Origin of the sequence: Mesorhizobium vachelliae (assembly GCF_033977325.1) — a bacterium.
GTDB lineage: Bacteria > Pseudomonadota > Alphaproteobacteria > Rhizobiales > Rhizobiaceae > Mesorhizobium > Mesorhizobium vachelliae.
The window spans coordinates 93,364-108,932 of sequence record NZ_JAVIIR010000002.1 but is presented as its reverse complement, the minus strand read 5'-3'; the positions used below and the strand labels follow the sequence as shown (position 1 = coordinate 108,932).

Genomic DNA, 15,569 nt, shown 5'->3' with positions numbered 1-15,569 from the left:
TCGGCGGAAGGAGTCGGCGCTTCACGCGCAACGCCCCCCTCTGACCGCTTCGCGGCCATCTCCCCCTCAAGGGGGGAGATTAACTGGCGCTACTGCGCCGACGGCGTCTCGGCATCCCCTTCATCGGTGAAAGGCGAAGCGCTCGGGACGCACTGCACGGCCCAGCCCTGCGGGGTCGGCTGCTTCTGATATTCGGTGACGGCGTTGGTGCACTGTTCGCGGGTGTCGAAGGTGCTAGGCAGCACCACCATGCCGCCTTGCGGGCCGGCGATCACAAGATACCAGACCAACGCTACGCTGGGAGTAGCAGCCATGGGAGTTCCTCGCTTTGCTTAAATGTCGGAGTCGGATTGATCCTAGCAACTCCCCGCGGATGGCGAAAGCAGGGCGGCCGCACACGCTTCCACCGCCCCGTTCACAGACCCGTGAATGGACCGATCAGGCTTCGGCTCACTCGACGGCGAAGCAGTAGAACAGGCCGTCGCCGCCGGTGCCCTTGAGCGCCTCCTGGCTGCAGCCGCCGCGCGAGGCATGCGAGGAATTCCACGACTTCGCCGCCGTCGAATCGTCAAGCCCCGTGCGGTCGTGGTGTCCCATCATGGCGGCACCTTCCGCCCCGCTCATTGTCCAATCGCCGCAGGTTTGGTCGGCGATCTTCGTGCCGTCGGGCTTGGAGCCGGTCAGCATGTCGTGCCGGTTCGGCATGTCGCCGCGGCCGTTGATCACCTCGCCCTTTTCGGTCAGCGCCGTCTGTTTGGTGATACCGTTGGCGTCGCTGTGCAGCGAGGCGACGTCGTCGGCGATCTTCTCGCCCTTGGCGTTGAACCACGGGCCCTTGCCGATGCGGTCGCGCGCATCTTCGGTGCCGGAGGAAAGATAGGCATGCCAGGTCTTGCCGGTGACGCCGGCTGCTTCCGCCAGCGACGCGCAATGGGCATCGGCGCCTTTCAGACCGCCGAGATCGGCACCCTTGCCGGAGCCGACGCTGGTGACGAAGAAGCTCATGGTCTTGTCTTGCGAGAAGGCCACGCCGGCAGATGCGGCAAGTGCCGCGGCAATGGCGGCGGCGGCAACGAGAAGAAGTCTACGCATGTCGGTCCTCCGGTTTCGAATGCCTTGCATTCGAAGAACGTTGCCGGAGCCCGGTTTAATCCGGTCTGAGCTTTCTTTTATTCCGGCTGCCGGTAGGAGACGAAGCGGTTGTGCTTGGCCCTGAAGATCAGGCCCGTCTCCTTCAGGTCCGGACTTGCCAGCGGCACGATGCGCCTGGCGATCTCGGACGGATGCGGCAGCGTCTCCGGATCCTCGCCGGGCATGGCCTGGGCGCGCATCGCAGTGCGGGTCGCGCCCGGATCGGCGGCGTTCACCCTCAGCGGCAGGCTCTCGGTCTCATGTGCCCAGGACCGCATCATCGTCTCGACAGCGGCCTTGGAAGCCGCATAGGGTGCCCAGAAGGCGCGCGCCGAATGCGCCGCGCCGGACGTAAGGATGATGGCGCGGCCGGCGTCGGAGAGCCTCAGCAGCGGGTCGACCGAACGGATCAGCCGCCAGGTCGAGGTGACGTTGATGGTCATCACCTTCTCGAAGGTCTTGGCCTCGACATGGCCGATCGGCGAGATCACGCCGAGCACGCCGGCGTTGGCCACCAGTATGTCGAGCTTGCCCCAGCGCTCGTGGATGGCGCCGCCCAGCCGGTCGATTCCGGCCATGTCGGTCAGGTCGAGCGGCACCAGCGTCGCCTGTCCGCGGCCATCGGCCTTGATCTGGTCGTCCAGTTCTTCCAGCCCACCGACCGTGCGCGCCACCGCGATCACATGCGCGCCCGCCGCCGCCAGCTCCCTGGCGATAAAATAGCCGATGCCGCGCGAGGCGCCGGTTACGACCGCCACGCGGCCGGAAAGGTCGAGGGTCATGCGAGAATGTCCGTGAACTAAAGCAATTCCAGGAAAAGTGTTTTACGGTTTTCCGTCCGGAATTGCGTCAAAACAAATATTAAGACCCGCTCGACGCCAGCAGCGACAGCGTGCGCACATTGTCGTGGCCTTCGAAGTCGAGCAGGCGGGTGGGGTATTGTCCCGTGAAGCAGGCGTCGCAGAATTGCGGCTGATCGTTGTCGCGGCGCGCCTCGCCGACGGCGCGATAAAGCCCGTCGATCGACAGGAAGCCGAGTGAATCGACGCGGATGAACTCCGCCATCTCCTCGACCGACATGCGCGAGGCAAGCAGCTTCGACTTCTCCGGCGTGTCGACGCCATAGAAGCAGGATGCGCTGGTTGGCGGCGAGGCGATGCGCATATGCACTTCCTTCGCGCCGGCGTCGCGCACCATTTGCACGATCTTCTGGCTGGTGGTGCCGCGCACGATCGAATCGTCGACCAGCACCACGCGCTTGCCCTCGATCATGCGGCGGTTGGCGTTGTGCTTCAGCTTAACGCCCATGTGGCGGATCGAATCGCCCGGCTGGATGAAGGTGCGACCGACATAGTGGTTGCGGATGATGCCGAGCTCGAAGGGGATGCCTGCGGCCTGTGAGAAGCCGATCGCGGCCGGCGTGCCGGAATCCGGCACCGGCACGACGATATCGGCCTCGACCGGGCTTTCCTGCGCGAGCTCGGCGCCGATGCGCTTCCTCACATCATAGACGTTGCGGCCTTCGACCGACGAATCCGGCCGCGCGAAATAGACATATTCGAAGATGCAGAAGCGCGTCTTCTGCGGCTCGAACGGAAAAATACTCTCGATACCCTTCGAGGTGACCACCACCATCTCGCCAGGCTTGATGTCGCGCACGAAGCGGGCGCCGATGATGTCGAGCGCACAGGTCTCGGAAGCGAGGATCCAGGCGCCGTCGAGATCGCCCAGCACCAGCGGGCGGATGCCCAGCGGATCGCGGCAGCCGATCATCTTCTTTGCAGTCATCGCCACCAGCGAGAAGGCGCCCTCGACCTGGCGTACCGCGTCGATGAAGCGCGAATTCAGATCGCGCTCCTTGCTGGTCGCGACCAGGTGCAGCAGCGTCTCGGTGTCGGAGGTCGAGGAAAAGATCGAGCCCTGCTTCTGCAGCGTCCGCTGCACGGTGAGCGCGTTGGTGAGGTTGCCGTTATGGGCGACCGCCAGCCCGCCTTCGGCGAGCTCGGCGAAGAAGGGCTGGATGTTGCGGATGCCGGCGCCGCCGGTGGTGGCATAGCGCGTATGGCCGATGGCGCGGTTGCCCTGCAGGCGGTCGAGCACGTGCTGCTTGGTGAAGGTGTCGCCGATCAGGCCGACATGGCGTTCGACATGGAACTGAGTGCCGTCATAGGAGACGATGCCGGCCGCTTCCTGGCCGCGATGCTGCAGGGCGTGAAGGCCAAGTGTGACGATGGCCGCCGCATCCTGCCGGCCGAAGATACCGAACACGCCGCATTCGTCGTGGAAATGGTCGTCGGCCTCGGCGGAAAGGACTTTGCCTGCATCTGCCATCTGGTGCTCAAGCTCCGCTAAAGCTGCCATATAGGTCGATCCCTGCCGGAACGCAACGCATGCCTGTGGGCATTGACAAATAGGATGACGGCAGGCCGCGCGGCCTGCCAAATCAATTTGCCGGCGCAGGCGCGGGGGCTGGCGCCGGGGCCGGCGCGGGCGTGGCCGGAGCCGGTTCATTGTCGGCCGGGGCCTCGCCCTCGCTGTCGTCGGGCGCCGTCGCGTTGTCGTCGCCGGTGGCCGGCGGCTCGGCCGCAGGCTGGTCGGTCGTGGCCGGCGCGCCGGCCTGCGGCGTGCCCTTATGCGTGTATTTGTTGACCAGTTCCTCGGTGTTCTCGGGCAGCACGCTTTCGATCTTGGCGCCGATCGTCTCCAGCAGCGGCCGCGACTTGGCGTTGGCGATCCAGGCGGGCGCCTTGGCGCCGGCCAGCCAGTTGAAGAACAGCAGCGCCACCGCGACCACCAGGATGCCGCGCGCCGCGCCATAGAGGAAGCCGAGCGTCCGGTCGAGCGCGCCGATGCGCGAATCGATGATCCAGTCGGCGAGCTTCATGGTGATGACGGAGACGACGATCAGCGCGATGAGGAAGACGACGCCGGCGGAAGCCGCCATCGCGATCTTGTCGTTTTCGATATAGGGCTGAACGTAGGGCAGGACCGGCTTGTAGAAGAAGAACGCCGCCGCCGCAGCCGCCGCCCAGGAAACCACCGACAGCACTTCGCGGGAGAAGCCGCGCACCATGGCGAGCATTGCTGAGACCAGCGTGAAGCCGACGAGGATTCCGTCAAGCAGCGTAATCGGCATGGTTCTCGCCCCACTTCCTGTCTTACGGCCCGACGAGCCGTGTCACTCCTCGTCGTCGGCACGGCCGCGCCGTGAGCCGGCTATGCGCGCCACAAGGTCGGCAAGCTCGGTGGGCTGGAACGCGCCGGCCCCGATCCCCCCGGCAACTTCCTCGCTGCCGAGCGGCAGCACCGCGCTTCCAAAACCCAGCTTTTCGGCTTCCTTAAGGCGCTGCTGCGCATGCGCGACCGGCCTCACGGCGCCCGATAAGCTGATTTCGCCGAAATAGACGCAATCGGCGGGAAGGGCAAGACCGGTGAGCGACGAAACCAATGCGGCGGCGACCGCGAGATCGGCGGCCGGCTCAGAGATCCGGTAGCCGCCGGCGACGTTGAGATAGACGTCGTGCTGGCCGAAGCGCACGCCGCAATGCGCCTCGAGCACGGCGAGCACCATCGACAGCCGCGCCCCGTCCCAGCCGACGACCGCGCGACGCGGCGTGCCGAGCGAGGAGGGCGCTACCAGCGCCTGGATCTCGACCAGCACCGGCCTCGTGCCCTCCATGCCCGCGAAAACCGCGGCGCCCGGCGATTTCGCGTGGCGTTCGCCGAGGAAAAGCTCGGACGGGTTGGAGACCTCGCGCAGGCCCTTGTCCGACATTTCGAACACGCCGATCTCGTCGGTCGGCCCGAAGCGGTTCTTCACCGTGCGCAGGATGCGGAAGTGATGATTGCCTTCGCCCTCGAAGTAGAGGACGCCATCGACCATGTGCTCGACCACGCGCGGTCCGGCGATCTGCCCCTCCTTGGTGACATGGCCGACAAGCACGATCGCGGCGCCTGTGGATTTCGCGTAGCGGATCATCGCCTGGGCGGCGGCGCGCACCTGCGTGACGGTGCCCGGCGCCGAATCGGCAAGGTCCGTCCACAACGTCTGGATGGAATCGAGGATGACGAGGTCCGGCCGCCTGCCGTCGGCGATGGTCGCCAGGATATCCTCGACATTGGTTTCGGCCGCGAGCTCCACCGGCGTCGAGGCGACGCCGAGCCGCTGCGCCCTCAGCCTGATCTGCGCGACCGCTTCCTCGCCCGAGACATAGACGATGCGATGGCCTTTCGAAGCGAGCGCGGCCGCCGCCTGCGTCAAAAGCGTCGATTTGCCGATGCCGGGATCGCCGCCGACCAGAAGCGCCGAGCCGCGTACGAAGCCGCCGCCGGTGGCGCGGTCGAGCTCGCCGATGCCGGAAACGATGCGCGGCGCGTCCTCGATATCGCCGGCAAGACTGGTGAGCACCACGGCGCGGCCCCTGCGGGCATTGCGGGTGTTCGCCGGTCCCGAGCCGATGCCGCCGGACGTGCCTTCCTCGACCAGCGTGTTCCACTCGCCGCAGGCATCGCATTTGCCCGCCCAGCGCTGATGCACCGAGCCGCAATTCTGGCAGATGAACTGAACGCGGGATTTGGCCACGCTGTTACCTTTTTGGCTCTAGGCGGACGCCGCGTTCCTTCGCGCCCCCCTCTGTCCTGCCGGACATCTCCCCCACTTGGGGGGAGATTGGGCAGCGCGACGGGTTTCGCCAATTTTCAACGCTGCAAGAAAGGGTGCCGACGAGGGCGGCAGCTGATCTCCCCCCTTGTGGGGGAGATGTCCGGCAGGACAGAGGGGGGCGCCGTAGAACGCCAACGCTCGTCATTTTTGCAGGGGGCGCGAGCAAGCCTCTACTCAAACCTCTCCGGCAGATGATGCTCTTCCGCCAGATCCGAGAAGCGCGTGAATTCGCCGTGGAAGGCGAGGCTGACGGTGCCGGTCGGTCCGTGGCGCTGCTTGGCGACGATGCACTCAGCCTTGCCGCGTGCCTCGTTCATCTCGTTTTCCCACTTGACGTATTCCTCGGTGCCGAGCTTCGGTTCGCGGTTCTTGAGGTAATATTCCTCGCGATAGACGAACAGCACCACGTCGGCGTCCTGCTCGATGGAGCCGGATTCGCGCAGGTCCGAAAGCTGCGGGCGCTTGTCGTCGCGGCTTTCGACCTGACGCGACAGCTGCGACAGCGCGATGATCGGCACGCCGAGTTCCTTGGCCAGCGCCTTGAGGCCCGTGGTGATCTCGGTGATTTCCTGCACGCGGTTCTGCGAGGCGCGGGCCGAGGAGCCCTGCATCAGCTGGATATAGTCGATAACGATGAGATCGAGGCCGCGCTGGCGCTTCAGCCGGCGGGCGCGGGCGGAGAGCTGCGCGATGGAGATGCCGCCGGTCTGGTCGATGAACAGCGGGATCTTCTGCATCGTCTGCGAGCAGGCGACGAGCTTTTCGAAGTCCATCTCGGTGATCTCGCCACGGCGGATCTTCGAGGACGAAATCTCGGTCTGCTCGGAGATGATGCGGGTGGCGAGCTGCTCCGACGACATTTCCAGCGAGAAGAAGCCGACAACGCCGCCATTGGCGGCCTTGAATGTGCCGTCGGCCTGCTGCGCCGGCACATAGGCCTCGGCGATGTTGAAGGCGATGTTGGTGGCCAAGGAGGTCTTGCCCATGCCCGGGCGTCCGGCGAGCACGATCAGGTCGGAGGGCTGCAGGCCGCCCATGCGGCGGTCGAGGTCGCGCAGGCCGGTCGAGATGCCGGACAGATGGCCGTCGCGCATATAGGCGGCGTTGGCCATGTCGACGGCGGTCTTGACCGCATCGTTGAAGCTCTCGAAGCCGCCGTCATAGCGGCCGGTTTCGGCGAGTTCGAACAGCCGCCGCTCGGCGTCTTCGATCTGGTCGGAGGGCGACATGTCGACCGGCGCGTCATAGGCAATGTTGACCATATCCTCGCCGACGGTGATCAGCGCGCGGCGCGTGGCGAGGTCGTAGATCGCCCGGCCATAGTCGGTGGCGTTGACGACGGTGACGGCTTCGACGGCAAGCCGCACGACATATTGCGCCACCGTCATGTCGCCGACCTTCTCGTCGGCCGGCAGGAAGGTCTTGAGCGTGATCGGCGTCGCGATCTTGCCCATGCGGATGAGCTCGGCAGCGACCTCGAAGATGCGGCGGTGCAGCGGCTCGTAGAAATGCGCCGGCTTCAGGAAATCCGAGACACGGTAGAAGGCGTCGTTGTTGACGAGGATGGCGCCGAGCAACGCCTGCTCGGCCTCGATGTTGTTCGGGGCCTCGCGATAAAGCGGCGTTTCCGCCGCGCCGAATTTCAGTGCCGCCTCTGCCATGATATCCCCGATTTCGATCCCGCTCTCCTCGATACCAGAACGGAACGGATCGGATGCTGACCTTTCTGCAACAGTAGGTGTCGGTGCGGGGTTGATTCACAGGAACGGCGAACCGTCCACAGGACAGTATTCCGGTGGCCCGATTCCGTTTGACTCTGCAAGGGATGATTCTTAGTTGCAAAAACGGAACGAAGCAAGAACATTTTGGGCGACCGATTGTCGTTTCGGCCTACGCGCCCTCAGCCCATCGCATCGCCCCAGTCCGTCCGCCGCGCCGCCTTGAAAACGTCCCCGTCGCGCTTGCTGAACAGCCGCTCGCCGGCGCTGCCGTCCGGCTGGCATAGTTTCAGCACCACCTTGCCGGAGCCGCCTTTCGGCGGCGCGATCACCCGTGCGGCACGCGCCGGCGCCGGCTGCCGGGAGGCGGCGAGATAGATGAATTTCTCGTCCTCCCACGGCACGTCGGCTTCCTTGACCAGACGGTGCAGGCGCGAGCGCGCGACGCGGCGCGAAAAATGGCACCAGTCGGGCGGCGTGAGCGGGCAGGGCGCCGCGTGCGGACAGGGCGCCAGCAGGTGCGCTCCCGCCTCGATCAGTTGCTGCCGCGCGGCAAGGATGCGCTGCCAGCCGGCGGGCGTGCCGGGCTCGACGATGATGAGCGTGTCGGCGGTCAACCGCCAGAGGCGGTCGACGAGCTTTGGCAACGACACCGGCGCGACTTCATCGAGCACATAGGCGATGCTGACGAGATCGGCGGGCTTGAGGTCGTCGAGATCGATGGTGGCGTCGCCCGCGAGCCATTCGGCGCGCGTGGCGATCGTGCCCGCCGCAAGCGATTGCCCGACCTTGCGTACCGCAGCGCTTGCTTCGACCAGAACCGCCTGTTCCAGCTCCGGCCAGGTGTCTGTCGTGGCCCAAAGCATGGTGCCAGGGCCGGCGCCGATGTCGAGCAGGGTCTTCGGGTGGAAATCCGGTCGCGCGTCGGCCAGCGCATCGAGGCTGGCACGGACCGCGGCATAGGTGGCGGGCAGCCGCGTCGCCAGATAGGCCTTGACCGCCATCTCCTCGCCCATATGCAGGCGGCCGTCGCGCAACTCGGCGCGGTAGCGTTCGGAAAGCGTTCGCGCTGCCTGTTTCAGCGCCGGCAATGGCACCTTCTCCAGGAGGCTGTCGACGCCTTGCCGGAGCGGGGCGGGCAATTCCACCTCAGGCACCCCTCGGTGCAAGCAGGATGACGGAGGCCCCGGCGACACAGAGCGCCGCGCCCGCCAGATCCCAGCGATCGGGGCGCGCGCCCTCGACCAGCCACAGCCAACCGAGTGACGCCACGATGTAGATACCGCCATAGGCTGCATAGGCGCGGCCTGCCGCGTCCGTCTCGACCAGCGACAAAAGGAAGGCGAACAGCGCCAGCGAGGCGAGGCCGGGGAGAAGCCAGAGCGGCGACTTCTCCAGCCGCCACCATGCCCAGAACGAGAAGCAGCCGGCGATCTCGGCAAGAGCGGCTGCGGTGTAGATGAGGTAGGTCATGAAAAAGGTCCCGCGAACGAGACCTTTTTCGTGACGTCAGGCTGCAATGGCAAGCGGCAATGCGTGTCTATTCCACCTTCTTGCGGCGGGTCGGCTTGGCGGGCGTCGGCGCGGCCGGCTCCTTGTGGCCGATGTCGCGCAGCTCCAGCGCCTTCTCGCATTTGGCCATGTAGTCGCGCGTCATCGGCAGCGTGTCGTTCTTCTTGGCGATCTGGAACTGGAAGATCACCAGGTCCTGCCAACGGAAGGCGGCCTCCGAGGCGGCGAGGTAGAACTCCCACATCCTGCAGAAGCGCTCGTCATAGATCGCCTTCGCCTTGTCGCGATTGGCGGCAAAGCGCGCGCCCCAATGCTTGAGCGTGTCGGCGTAATGCAGCCGCAGGATTTCGATGTCGGTGACGACCAGGCCGGATTTCTCGATCGCCGGCATCACTTCGGAAAGCGCCGGGATGTAGCCACCGGGGAAGATGTATTTGCGGATGAAGGCGCTGGTCGCCCACGGCACGCCGGAGCGGCCGATGGTGTGGAGCAGCATCACCCCATCGGGCTTCAAAAGCGTCGCGGCCTTGTCAAAGAAGGTGCGGTAGTGGTTGACGCCGACATGCTCGAACATGCCGACCGAGACGATGCGGTCGAAGCGCTCGTTGATGTGGCGGTAATCCTTGAGATCGAAATGCACCCGGTCCTGCAAGCCTTGCGCATGCGCGCGGTCGGTGGAGACGCCGTGCTGCTCGGTCGACAGCGTCACGCCCTGCACGTCGACGTCGAAGGCCTTGGCGAGATAGAGGCCCAACCCGCCCCAGCCCGAGCCGATGTCGAGCACCGTCTGGCCGGCCTTCAGCCGGAGCTTGGCGGCGATGTGGCGCTTCTTGGCGAGCTGCGCTTCGTCCAGCGTCATGTCGGGCTGCTCGAAATAGGCGCAGGAATATTGCATGTCCTCGTCGAGGAAGAGCTTGTAGAGATCGCCGGACAGGTCGTAGTGGCGCTGCACGTTGCGGCGCGAGCGCGCGGCGGTGTTGACCTGCTGCAGCCGGCGGAAGGCGTGGCGCAGGCCCTCTATCGCCTTGGACCAGGTGACGTCGATGCCGCTCGAGCCCATGTTCTGGAAGGCGATGCGCATCAGCCCGAGAACGCCGCCCTCGATGACGTCCAGCTCGCCATCCATATAGGCCTCAGGCACCGCCAGCATCGGGTCGAAGCTGATGGCGCGCTCGGCATGCACAGTCTTGATGTGGATATGCACCGGCTCGCCGCTGCCGTCGCCGAACTTGTGCGTCGTGCCCTTCGGGCCGGTCACCTTGAGGTCGCCGACGCGCACCAGGCGTTCGAGAACGTGTTTCAACAGGATATTCATGACCAAATGTCCCCTCAGTCGGATCACCCGGTAATCGGACTGGAATGCCAAGCGAAAGTGCCACAGCGCATCGCCCGCGTCCAATCGACGCGCTACGCTGTAATGTGCACAAGATATGGGGTGTCGGAAAGTTCCATTTGGCACAAAAAAGCCCGGGTCGGAGACCCGGGCGTTGGTCCAGAAATCCTGGACACCTGCGAGCCGAAGCGATGCCTCGGCGGTGTGGTCGATCAGGCGTTCTCTTCGCCGCCCTCGAACTCGGCGTTCGGATCGAAGAAGTTCTCCGGCCGGGCGTTGTCGTTGATGTCTTCGCCATAGATGGCTTCCGCGGTGGTCAGCGTCTCGCCCTTGGCCTGGCGCTCCGCCTCGTCGGCCGAACGGGCGACGTTGAGCGTCACGGTGACCTCGACTTCCGGATGCAGCGCGATCGCCACATTCGAGAGGCCGATGGTCTTGATCGGCTGGTTGAGCTCGATCTGGTTGCGGCTGACGGTGAAGCCCTCGGCGGTGAGCAGATCGGCGATGTCGCGGGTCGACACCGAGCCATAGAGCTGACCGGTCTCGCCTGCCGAGCGCACCACGATGAAGCTCTTGCCGTCGAGCTTCTCGGCGACCTGCGTGGCTTCCGACTTGCGCTCCAGGTTGCGGGCTTCGAGCTGGGCGCGCTGGCCTTCGAACTTCTTCTTGTTGGCTTCGTTGGCGCGCAGCGCCTTGCCCTGCGGCAGCAGGAAATTGCGGGCGAACCCGTCCTTGACCTTGACGGTCTCGCCCATCTGGCCGAGGCGGGAAATGCGCTCGAGGAGAATGACTTCCATGGTTTCGTTCCTTTCGGTTGGCGCCATCTGGGACGGCGTCGGATTCGTTGGAACAGGTCAGGAAGCAAAAGGGCGTCGCCGCCAGTGTCGCTGTCCTGCCTGTCTGGGCAGTTAGAGGCTGTCGGCCCCAACTCGGGATTTGACGTCAAACCTCCATGGCGCCCGTCGCCGCGGGGTGGAAGCGGGCGGCAAGCCGCCCGCCTTGAACTTCATCAGGCCTTAGCGGACCACGTAGGGCAGCAGGCCGAGGAAGCGGGCGCGCTTGATCGCCTTGGCGAGCTCGCGCTGCTTCTTCTGGCTGACGGCGGTGATGCGCGAGGGCACGATCTTGCCGCGCTCGGAAATGTAGCGCTGCAGGAGACGCACGTCCTTGTAGTCGATCTTCGGGGCGTTGGCGCCGGAGAACGGGCAGGTCTTGCGGCGGCGATGGAACGGGCGCCGGGTCGGGATCTGGTTGATGTCGACCATTATTCTGCACCCCCTTCAAAGCCTTCGCGCGGACGGCGCGGGCCACGGTCGCCGCCTTCGCGGTCGCCGAACGAACGCGGACCACGGTCGCCGCGGTCGCGGTCGCCGAAGGAACGCGGGCCACGATCGCCACGGTCACGATCGCCGAAGCCGCCGCGCTCGGAGCGCTCTTCGCGCTTCTGCATCATCGCCGAAGCGCCTTCCTCATGAGCCTCGACCTTGATGGTGAGGAAGCGCAGGACGTCTTCCGACAGGCCCATCTGGCGCTCCATTTCGTTGAGCGCGGCCGGCGGGCAGGTGATGTCCATCAGCGTGTAGTAAGCCTTCCGGTTCTTCTTGACCCGGTAGGTGAGGGACTTCAGTCCCCAGTTCTCGATCCGGCCGACCGAGCCGCCATTCGCGGTGATGACGCCCTTGTACTGTTCGACAAGCGCGTCAACCTGCTGCTGCGACAGGTCCTGCCGGGCAAGAAACACATGTTCGTAAAGAGCCATTATGTCTTTCTGCCTTTCTTCGTTTCTCTGTCCGGCCCTCGCGGCTAAGCCTCTGCAACTTGTCCGACCCGTCGCCAAGGCGCGGGGAAGAAAGGAGCATCGCGAGACGGTCGAGAGCGGAGACACGGGAGGCTAAAAGCGCTTCTGGCTTCGTGTCGCGGCTTCGAAAAACCACGGCCCTCCGTTCAGCCCCCAGCAAGGACCGGCAGATTGCGGGGGTCTATACAGGAATTTCCGGCGAAGGCAAGGCCGGTTGCCGAAAGGCCGGCAGGCAGCCGGGCGAGACTGCATATGTCGCGGCTTTGGAAAAACGCCAACACCAGACGAGGTGGGATTTCATCGATTTTCCAGTAATCGGGCTTTAACCACCCCAAAAGGTTGCATCAGGTTGTAACCACCCGTTTATCATGAAAGGCGCATGAGAGGCACGCGGGCCGCAAGGCAGGAAATCGGGCAATTCCCATCGGGCAATTCCAGGGGGGGTAAGGGATGCTTCCCAGGCAGTTTTGGCGCTCTCGGAGCGGCAATTTCTCGTTGATGCTGGCGTTGGGCGTGCCAGCCATGCTGGGCGCGGTGGCGTTTGCCACCGATGTCTCCACCCTGATGCGGGCAAAAAGCAATCTGCAGAACGCGCTGGACGCGGCAAATCTCGCCTCCTCGCATCTGGGCGACGCCGAGGTGACGCGCAGCGACGCCTTCAACAGCTATTTCCAGGCCAATGTCGCCAGCCATGGCGAGCTTTCCAACGCGAAGGCCACGCTCACCGTCGACAGAGGCGTCAACTTCGTCAAGACCAGGGCCGCCGCGTCGGCCGACGTCAATCTCAACTTCGCATTCCTGTTTGGCGCCGAAAAGCATATCAGCGTCAACGCTTCGGCGGTCGAATCCAACAACCAGCTCGAAGTGGTGCTGGTGCTCGACAACACCGGCTCGATGGCCGGTGCGCGCATCAGCGCGCTGCGGACGGCGACCAAGTCGCTGCTCGACTATCTGGAGGCGGTCAAGTCGCCGACGCGCCAGGTGCGCGCCGCGCTTGTGCCCTTCGTCACCGCCGTCAACGTCAACGGCTCCGAATTCGACCCGTCCTGGATCGACATGGACGGCGCATCGCCCAACAACGGCATCAATTTTCCTGTCATCGACGGCAAGCGGCCGAACCATATGGCGCTGTTCAGGCAGCTTGGCCAGAAGGGCGGATGGAACAATACAGGCTGGAAGGGCTGCGTCGAGGCGCGGCCAGGCACCTTGAACATTTCCGATACGCCGCCCGATCCGTCGAAGCCCGAGACGCTGTTCGTGCCCTATTTCGCGCCCGACGATCCCGACGTCGCCAAGAAGCCCTCGGCCTCCTACGGCAATTCCGCGACCGGCTACAACAATTCCTACCTCGATGACACGATCGATAACAGCAAGCTCAACCAGAACATTCTGGGCATCGACCTTAGTGGCCTCGTGACCGGCCTAGTCAACGCGCTTCTCAGCGCGGACTTGAAGGTCATCGGAAAATATGTCGCCTCGACCACGAAGATAATCACCGAGGTCGGCAATACGATCACCATCGGTCCGAACCGCTCCTGTCCGACGCCGATCGTGCCGCTGTCCGCCGATTTCAATCAGTTGCGCACCGCCGCAGCCCAGATGAGCGAATGGAACGGCTCCGGCACCAACGTTTCGGAGGGGCTCGCCTGGGGCATGCGGGTGCTGTCGCCGCAGCCGCCTTACACCGACGCCTCGCCTTACAAGACGGCCGGCGTCACCAAGGTGGTGATGCTTTTGACCGACGGCGAGAACGTCGTCTACGGCGCCTCCAACACGCCGCAGAAATCGGACTACACCTCTTACGGCTACCTCGCCGGCGGCCGTTTCGGTTCAAGCAACCAGACGGCGGCGGCGCGCAGTGTCGACGGCTGGACTAAGGACGTCTGCACCCAGCTGAAGAACCAGGGCGTGCAAATCTACACCATGGTGCTGCAGGCCGACACGGCGGCCAACCGCTCGCTCTACAGCGCCTGCGCTTCCGACCCGGGCGATTATTACGCCGTCGAGGACCCGGCCAAGCTGCCCAACGTGTTCCAGACGATCGCCAACAAGTTCTCCAGGCTGCAGCTCACCAACTGACGAGGCGCGCGCCGTATGAGAGTGGTGGTGGCGGAATGGAACCGCAACGACCATCTGGCGCGTTCGCGAACGGCGATCGCGGAAGGATTGAGGTTCATCGCCAATTGCTCCCGCTTTCGGACGCGGTCCCGGCGCGAGTCAGTGCGTTCGTGCGTCAACGCGCTGATACATGTCGGTCTCACTCGAGACTGTGACCTCGCCTGCGGACCTCGAGAACGTATAGAGCGAGCCCCGGTAGCCCGGCATTGAGAAGGCCACGGAGTCGCGATCGGCAAGACCCATGACGACGCGCTGCGGATCGCTGCCGTCCTTCGGCGCGAAGGTCGCTGTAACCTCCAGGAGGTTGCCGGCGACCGGGGCGTAATAGACCACCATGTCGAGGCCTCCCTCGTGCAGGCTGCCAGCTTGGATGGGGCGTCCAATGGTGGCTTCCTCGGCAACGGCCGGTGTCGCCATAGCCAGCACGGCCAGAAGTGATGCGCTCAGGGTTCTGCGGATCATCGTCGTGTCTCCTCTTGATAGATTGTAATCGAACTCTATATCATATAGATGTCGGTCGCAATCTAAAAAGAGAGAGGCATCCAGTCCGCGGCGAGCCGCCGCACCGATCACATGGCGAGCTGCGTATTTCGTACTCTCCTCTTGATAGATTGCGTTCGGTCTCTAACTGAAATATAGATTTTGTACGCAATCTAAATACGGAGATCGGTGATGCGCGTAAGCCGAATTCAAGCTGAGGAAAACCGGCAAACCGTGATCAATGTGGCAAGCCGACTTTTTCGGGAACACGGGTTTGATGGCATCGGCCTTAAGGATCTGATGAAAGGTGCCGGGCTGACCCAAGGTGCTTTCTACAAGCAGTTCGCATCCAAGGAGGACCTTGCTGCACAGGCGTCCAGGCGCGCTCTGGAGAGCGCCGCGGACCGGTGGTCGGCTGCGGTCGCGGCGAAACCCGAGAATCCGCTCGGCGCGGTGATCGACTTCTATCTCAGCACGGGCCATCGCGAAGAAATGATGGACGGTTGCCCGGTCGTAGCGCTCGGCTCGGATGCGGCCAGGCAGGGCGTTGAGGTGAAGGCGTCGTTCGAAGCCGGAATCAACGAATATCTCGAGATGCTGGCCTCTTGGGTTGGCGAGGCTGACGACGAGGAGCCCAGCGCCAAGGCCAAGGCCATCCTCTCGATGATGGTCGGCGCGGTCGTCCTCTCGCGGGCGGTCAATGACGAGCAGTTGTCGAAGCAGTTCCTGGACGCGGGCGCAAACGGCGTGCTGACGATGTCGTCGGCCGGCAACGTCCGACAAGAGCCGCCCCAATGACGACGGGTTCTCCGACCG

General features: G+C 64.5%; 16 protein-coding genes. 2 read left to right on the top strand and 14 right to left on the bottom strand.

Translation table 11 applies throughout. The features are described 5' to 3' along the window. Positions 1 to 89 precede the first annotated feature (89 nt). From RFM41_RS04150 to rpsF, 13 genes are all read right to left on the bottom strand, one after another. Complete coding sequence (locus RFM41_RS04150; RefSeq protein WP_027165524.1) at positions 90 to 314, bottom strand: hypothetical protein; 225 nt, start codon at positions 312 to 314, stop codon at positions 90 to 92. A 136-nt stretch (positions 315 to 450) separates the two neighbouring features. After that, on the bottom strand, positions 451 to 1,092 hold the full coding sequence (locus RFM41_RS04145) for a hypothetical protein (RefSeq protein ID WP_320246757.1): 642 nt from the start codon (positions 1,090 to 1,092) through the stop codon (positions 451 to 453). A gap of 77 nt (positions 1,093 to 1,169) precedes the next feature. Next, the gene (locus tag RFM41_RS04140; RefSeq protein WP_320246758.1) at positions 1,170 to 1,913 is read right to left on the bottom strand and encodes an SDR family NAD(P)-dependent oxidoreductase; all 744 of its coding nucleotides are present in this window, start codon (positions 1,911 to 1,913) and stop codon (positions 1,170 to 1,172) included. A gap of 79 nt (positions 1,914 to 1,992) precedes the next feature. Beyond that, positions 1,993 to 3,462 carry an amidophosphoribosyltransferase gene (gene purF / locus RFM41_RS04135; protein WP_320246760.1) on the bottom strand — a complete coding sequence of 490 codons (1,470 nt, stop codon included), beginning with the start codon at positions 3,460 to 3,462 and terminating at the stop codon, positions 1,993 to 1,995. A gap of 112 nt (positions 3,463 to 3,574) precedes the next feature. Beyond that, positions 3,575 to 4,267, bottom strand: coding sequence for a CvpA family protein (locus RFM41_RS04130; RefSeq protein ID WP_320246762.1), 693 nt, complete (start codon positions 4,265 to 4,267; stop codon positions 3,575 to 3,577). 42 nt (positions 4,268 to 4,309) lie between these two features. After that, the gene (gene radA, locus RFM41_RS04125; RefSeq protein WP_320246763.1) at positions 4,310 to 5,713 is read right to left on the bottom strand and encodes a DNA repair protein RadA; all 1,404 of its coding nucleotides are present in this window, start codon (positions 5,711 to 5,713) and stop codon (positions 4,310 to 4,312) included. 251 nt (positions 5,714 to 5,964) lie between these two features. Further along, positions 5,965 to 7,455 carry a replicative DNA helicase gene (locus tag RFM41_RS04120; RefSeq protein WP_320246764.1) on the bottom strand — a complete coding sequence of 497 codons (1,491 nt, stop codon included), beginning with the start codon at positions 7,453 to 7,455 and terminating at the stop codon, positions 5,965 to 5,967. 239 nt (positions 7,456 to 7,694) lie between these two features. Then, positions 7,695 to 8,660 carry a small ribosomal subunit Rsm22 family protein gene (locus RFM41_RS04115; RefSeq protein WP_320246766.1) on the bottom strand — a complete coding sequence of 322 codons (966 nt, stop codon included), beginning with the start codon at positions 8,658 to 8,660 and terminating at the stop codon, positions 7,695 to 7,697. A gap of 1 nt (position 8,661) precedes the next feature. After that, positions 8,662 to 8,985, bottom strand: coding sequence for a YnfA family protein (locus tag RFM41_RS04110; protein WP_320246768.1), 324 nt, complete (start codon positions 8,983 to 8,985; stop codon positions 8,662 to 8,664). A gap of 67 nt (positions 8,986 to 9,052) precedes the next feature. After that, on the bottom strand, positions 9,053 to 10,339 hold the full coding sequence (locus tag RFM41_RS04105; RefSeq protein WP_320246770.1) for a cyclopropane fatty acid synthase: 1,287 nt from the start codon (positions 10,337 to 10,339) through the stop codon (positions 9,053 to 9,055). A gap of 230 nt (positions 10,340 to 10,569) precedes the next feature. Continuing rightward, positions 10,570 to 11,154 (bottom strand): 50S ribosomal protein L9, encoded by a 585-nt coding sequence (rplI, locus tag RFM41_RS04100; RefSeq protein WP_320246772.1) that lies wholly within the window; start codon positions 11,152 to 11,154, stop codon positions 10,570 to 10,572. A 219-nt stretch (positions 11,155 to 11,373) separates the two neighbouring features. Further along, positions 11,374 to 11,622 carry a 30S ribosomal protein S18 gene (rpsR, locus tag RFM41_RS04095; protein WP_006203718.1) on the bottom strand — a complete coding sequence of 83 codons (249 nt, stop codon included), beginning with the start codon at positions 11,620 to 11,622 and terminating at the stop codon, positions 11,374 to 11,376. After that, entirely contained in the window at positions 11,622 to 12,116 is a 495-nt protein-coding gene (gene rpsF / locus RFM41_RS04090) for a 30S ribosomal protein S6 (protein WP_073987204.1), read from the bottom strand. Before rpsF ends, rpsR begins: the two co-directional genes overlap by 1 nt. A gap of 537 nt (positions 12,117 to 12,653) precedes the next feature. Between rpsF and RFM41_RS04085 the strand changes: the two genes are divergently transcribed. Continuing rightward, on the top strand, positions 12,654 to 14,234 hold the full coding sequence (locus tag RFM41_RS04085) for a Tad domain-containing protein (protein ID WP_430691509.1): 1,581 nt from the start codon (positions 12,654 to 12,656) through the stop codon (positions 14,232 to 14,234). A 138-nt stretch (positions 14,235 to 14,372) separates the two neighbouring features. Here RFM41_RS04085 and RFM41_RS04080 read toward each other — a convergent pair whose 3' ends face one another. Beyond that, positions 14,373 to 14,735, bottom strand: a complete 363-nt coding sequence (locus RFM41_RS04080) for a hypothetical protein (protein ID WP_320246776.1) — start codon at positions 14,733 to 14,735, stop codon at positions 14,373 to 14,375. 210 nt (positions 14,736 to 14,945) lie between these two features. Between RFM41_RS04080 and RFM41_RS04075 the strand changes: the two genes are divergently transcribed. Continuing rightward, a complete protein-coding gene (locus RFM41_RS04075) occupies positions 14,946 to 15,551 on the top strand; it encodes a TetR/AcrR family transcriptional regulator (protein WP_320246778.1) in 606 nt (201 codons plus the stop codon). Positions 15,552 to 15,569 lie beyond the last annotated feature (18 nt).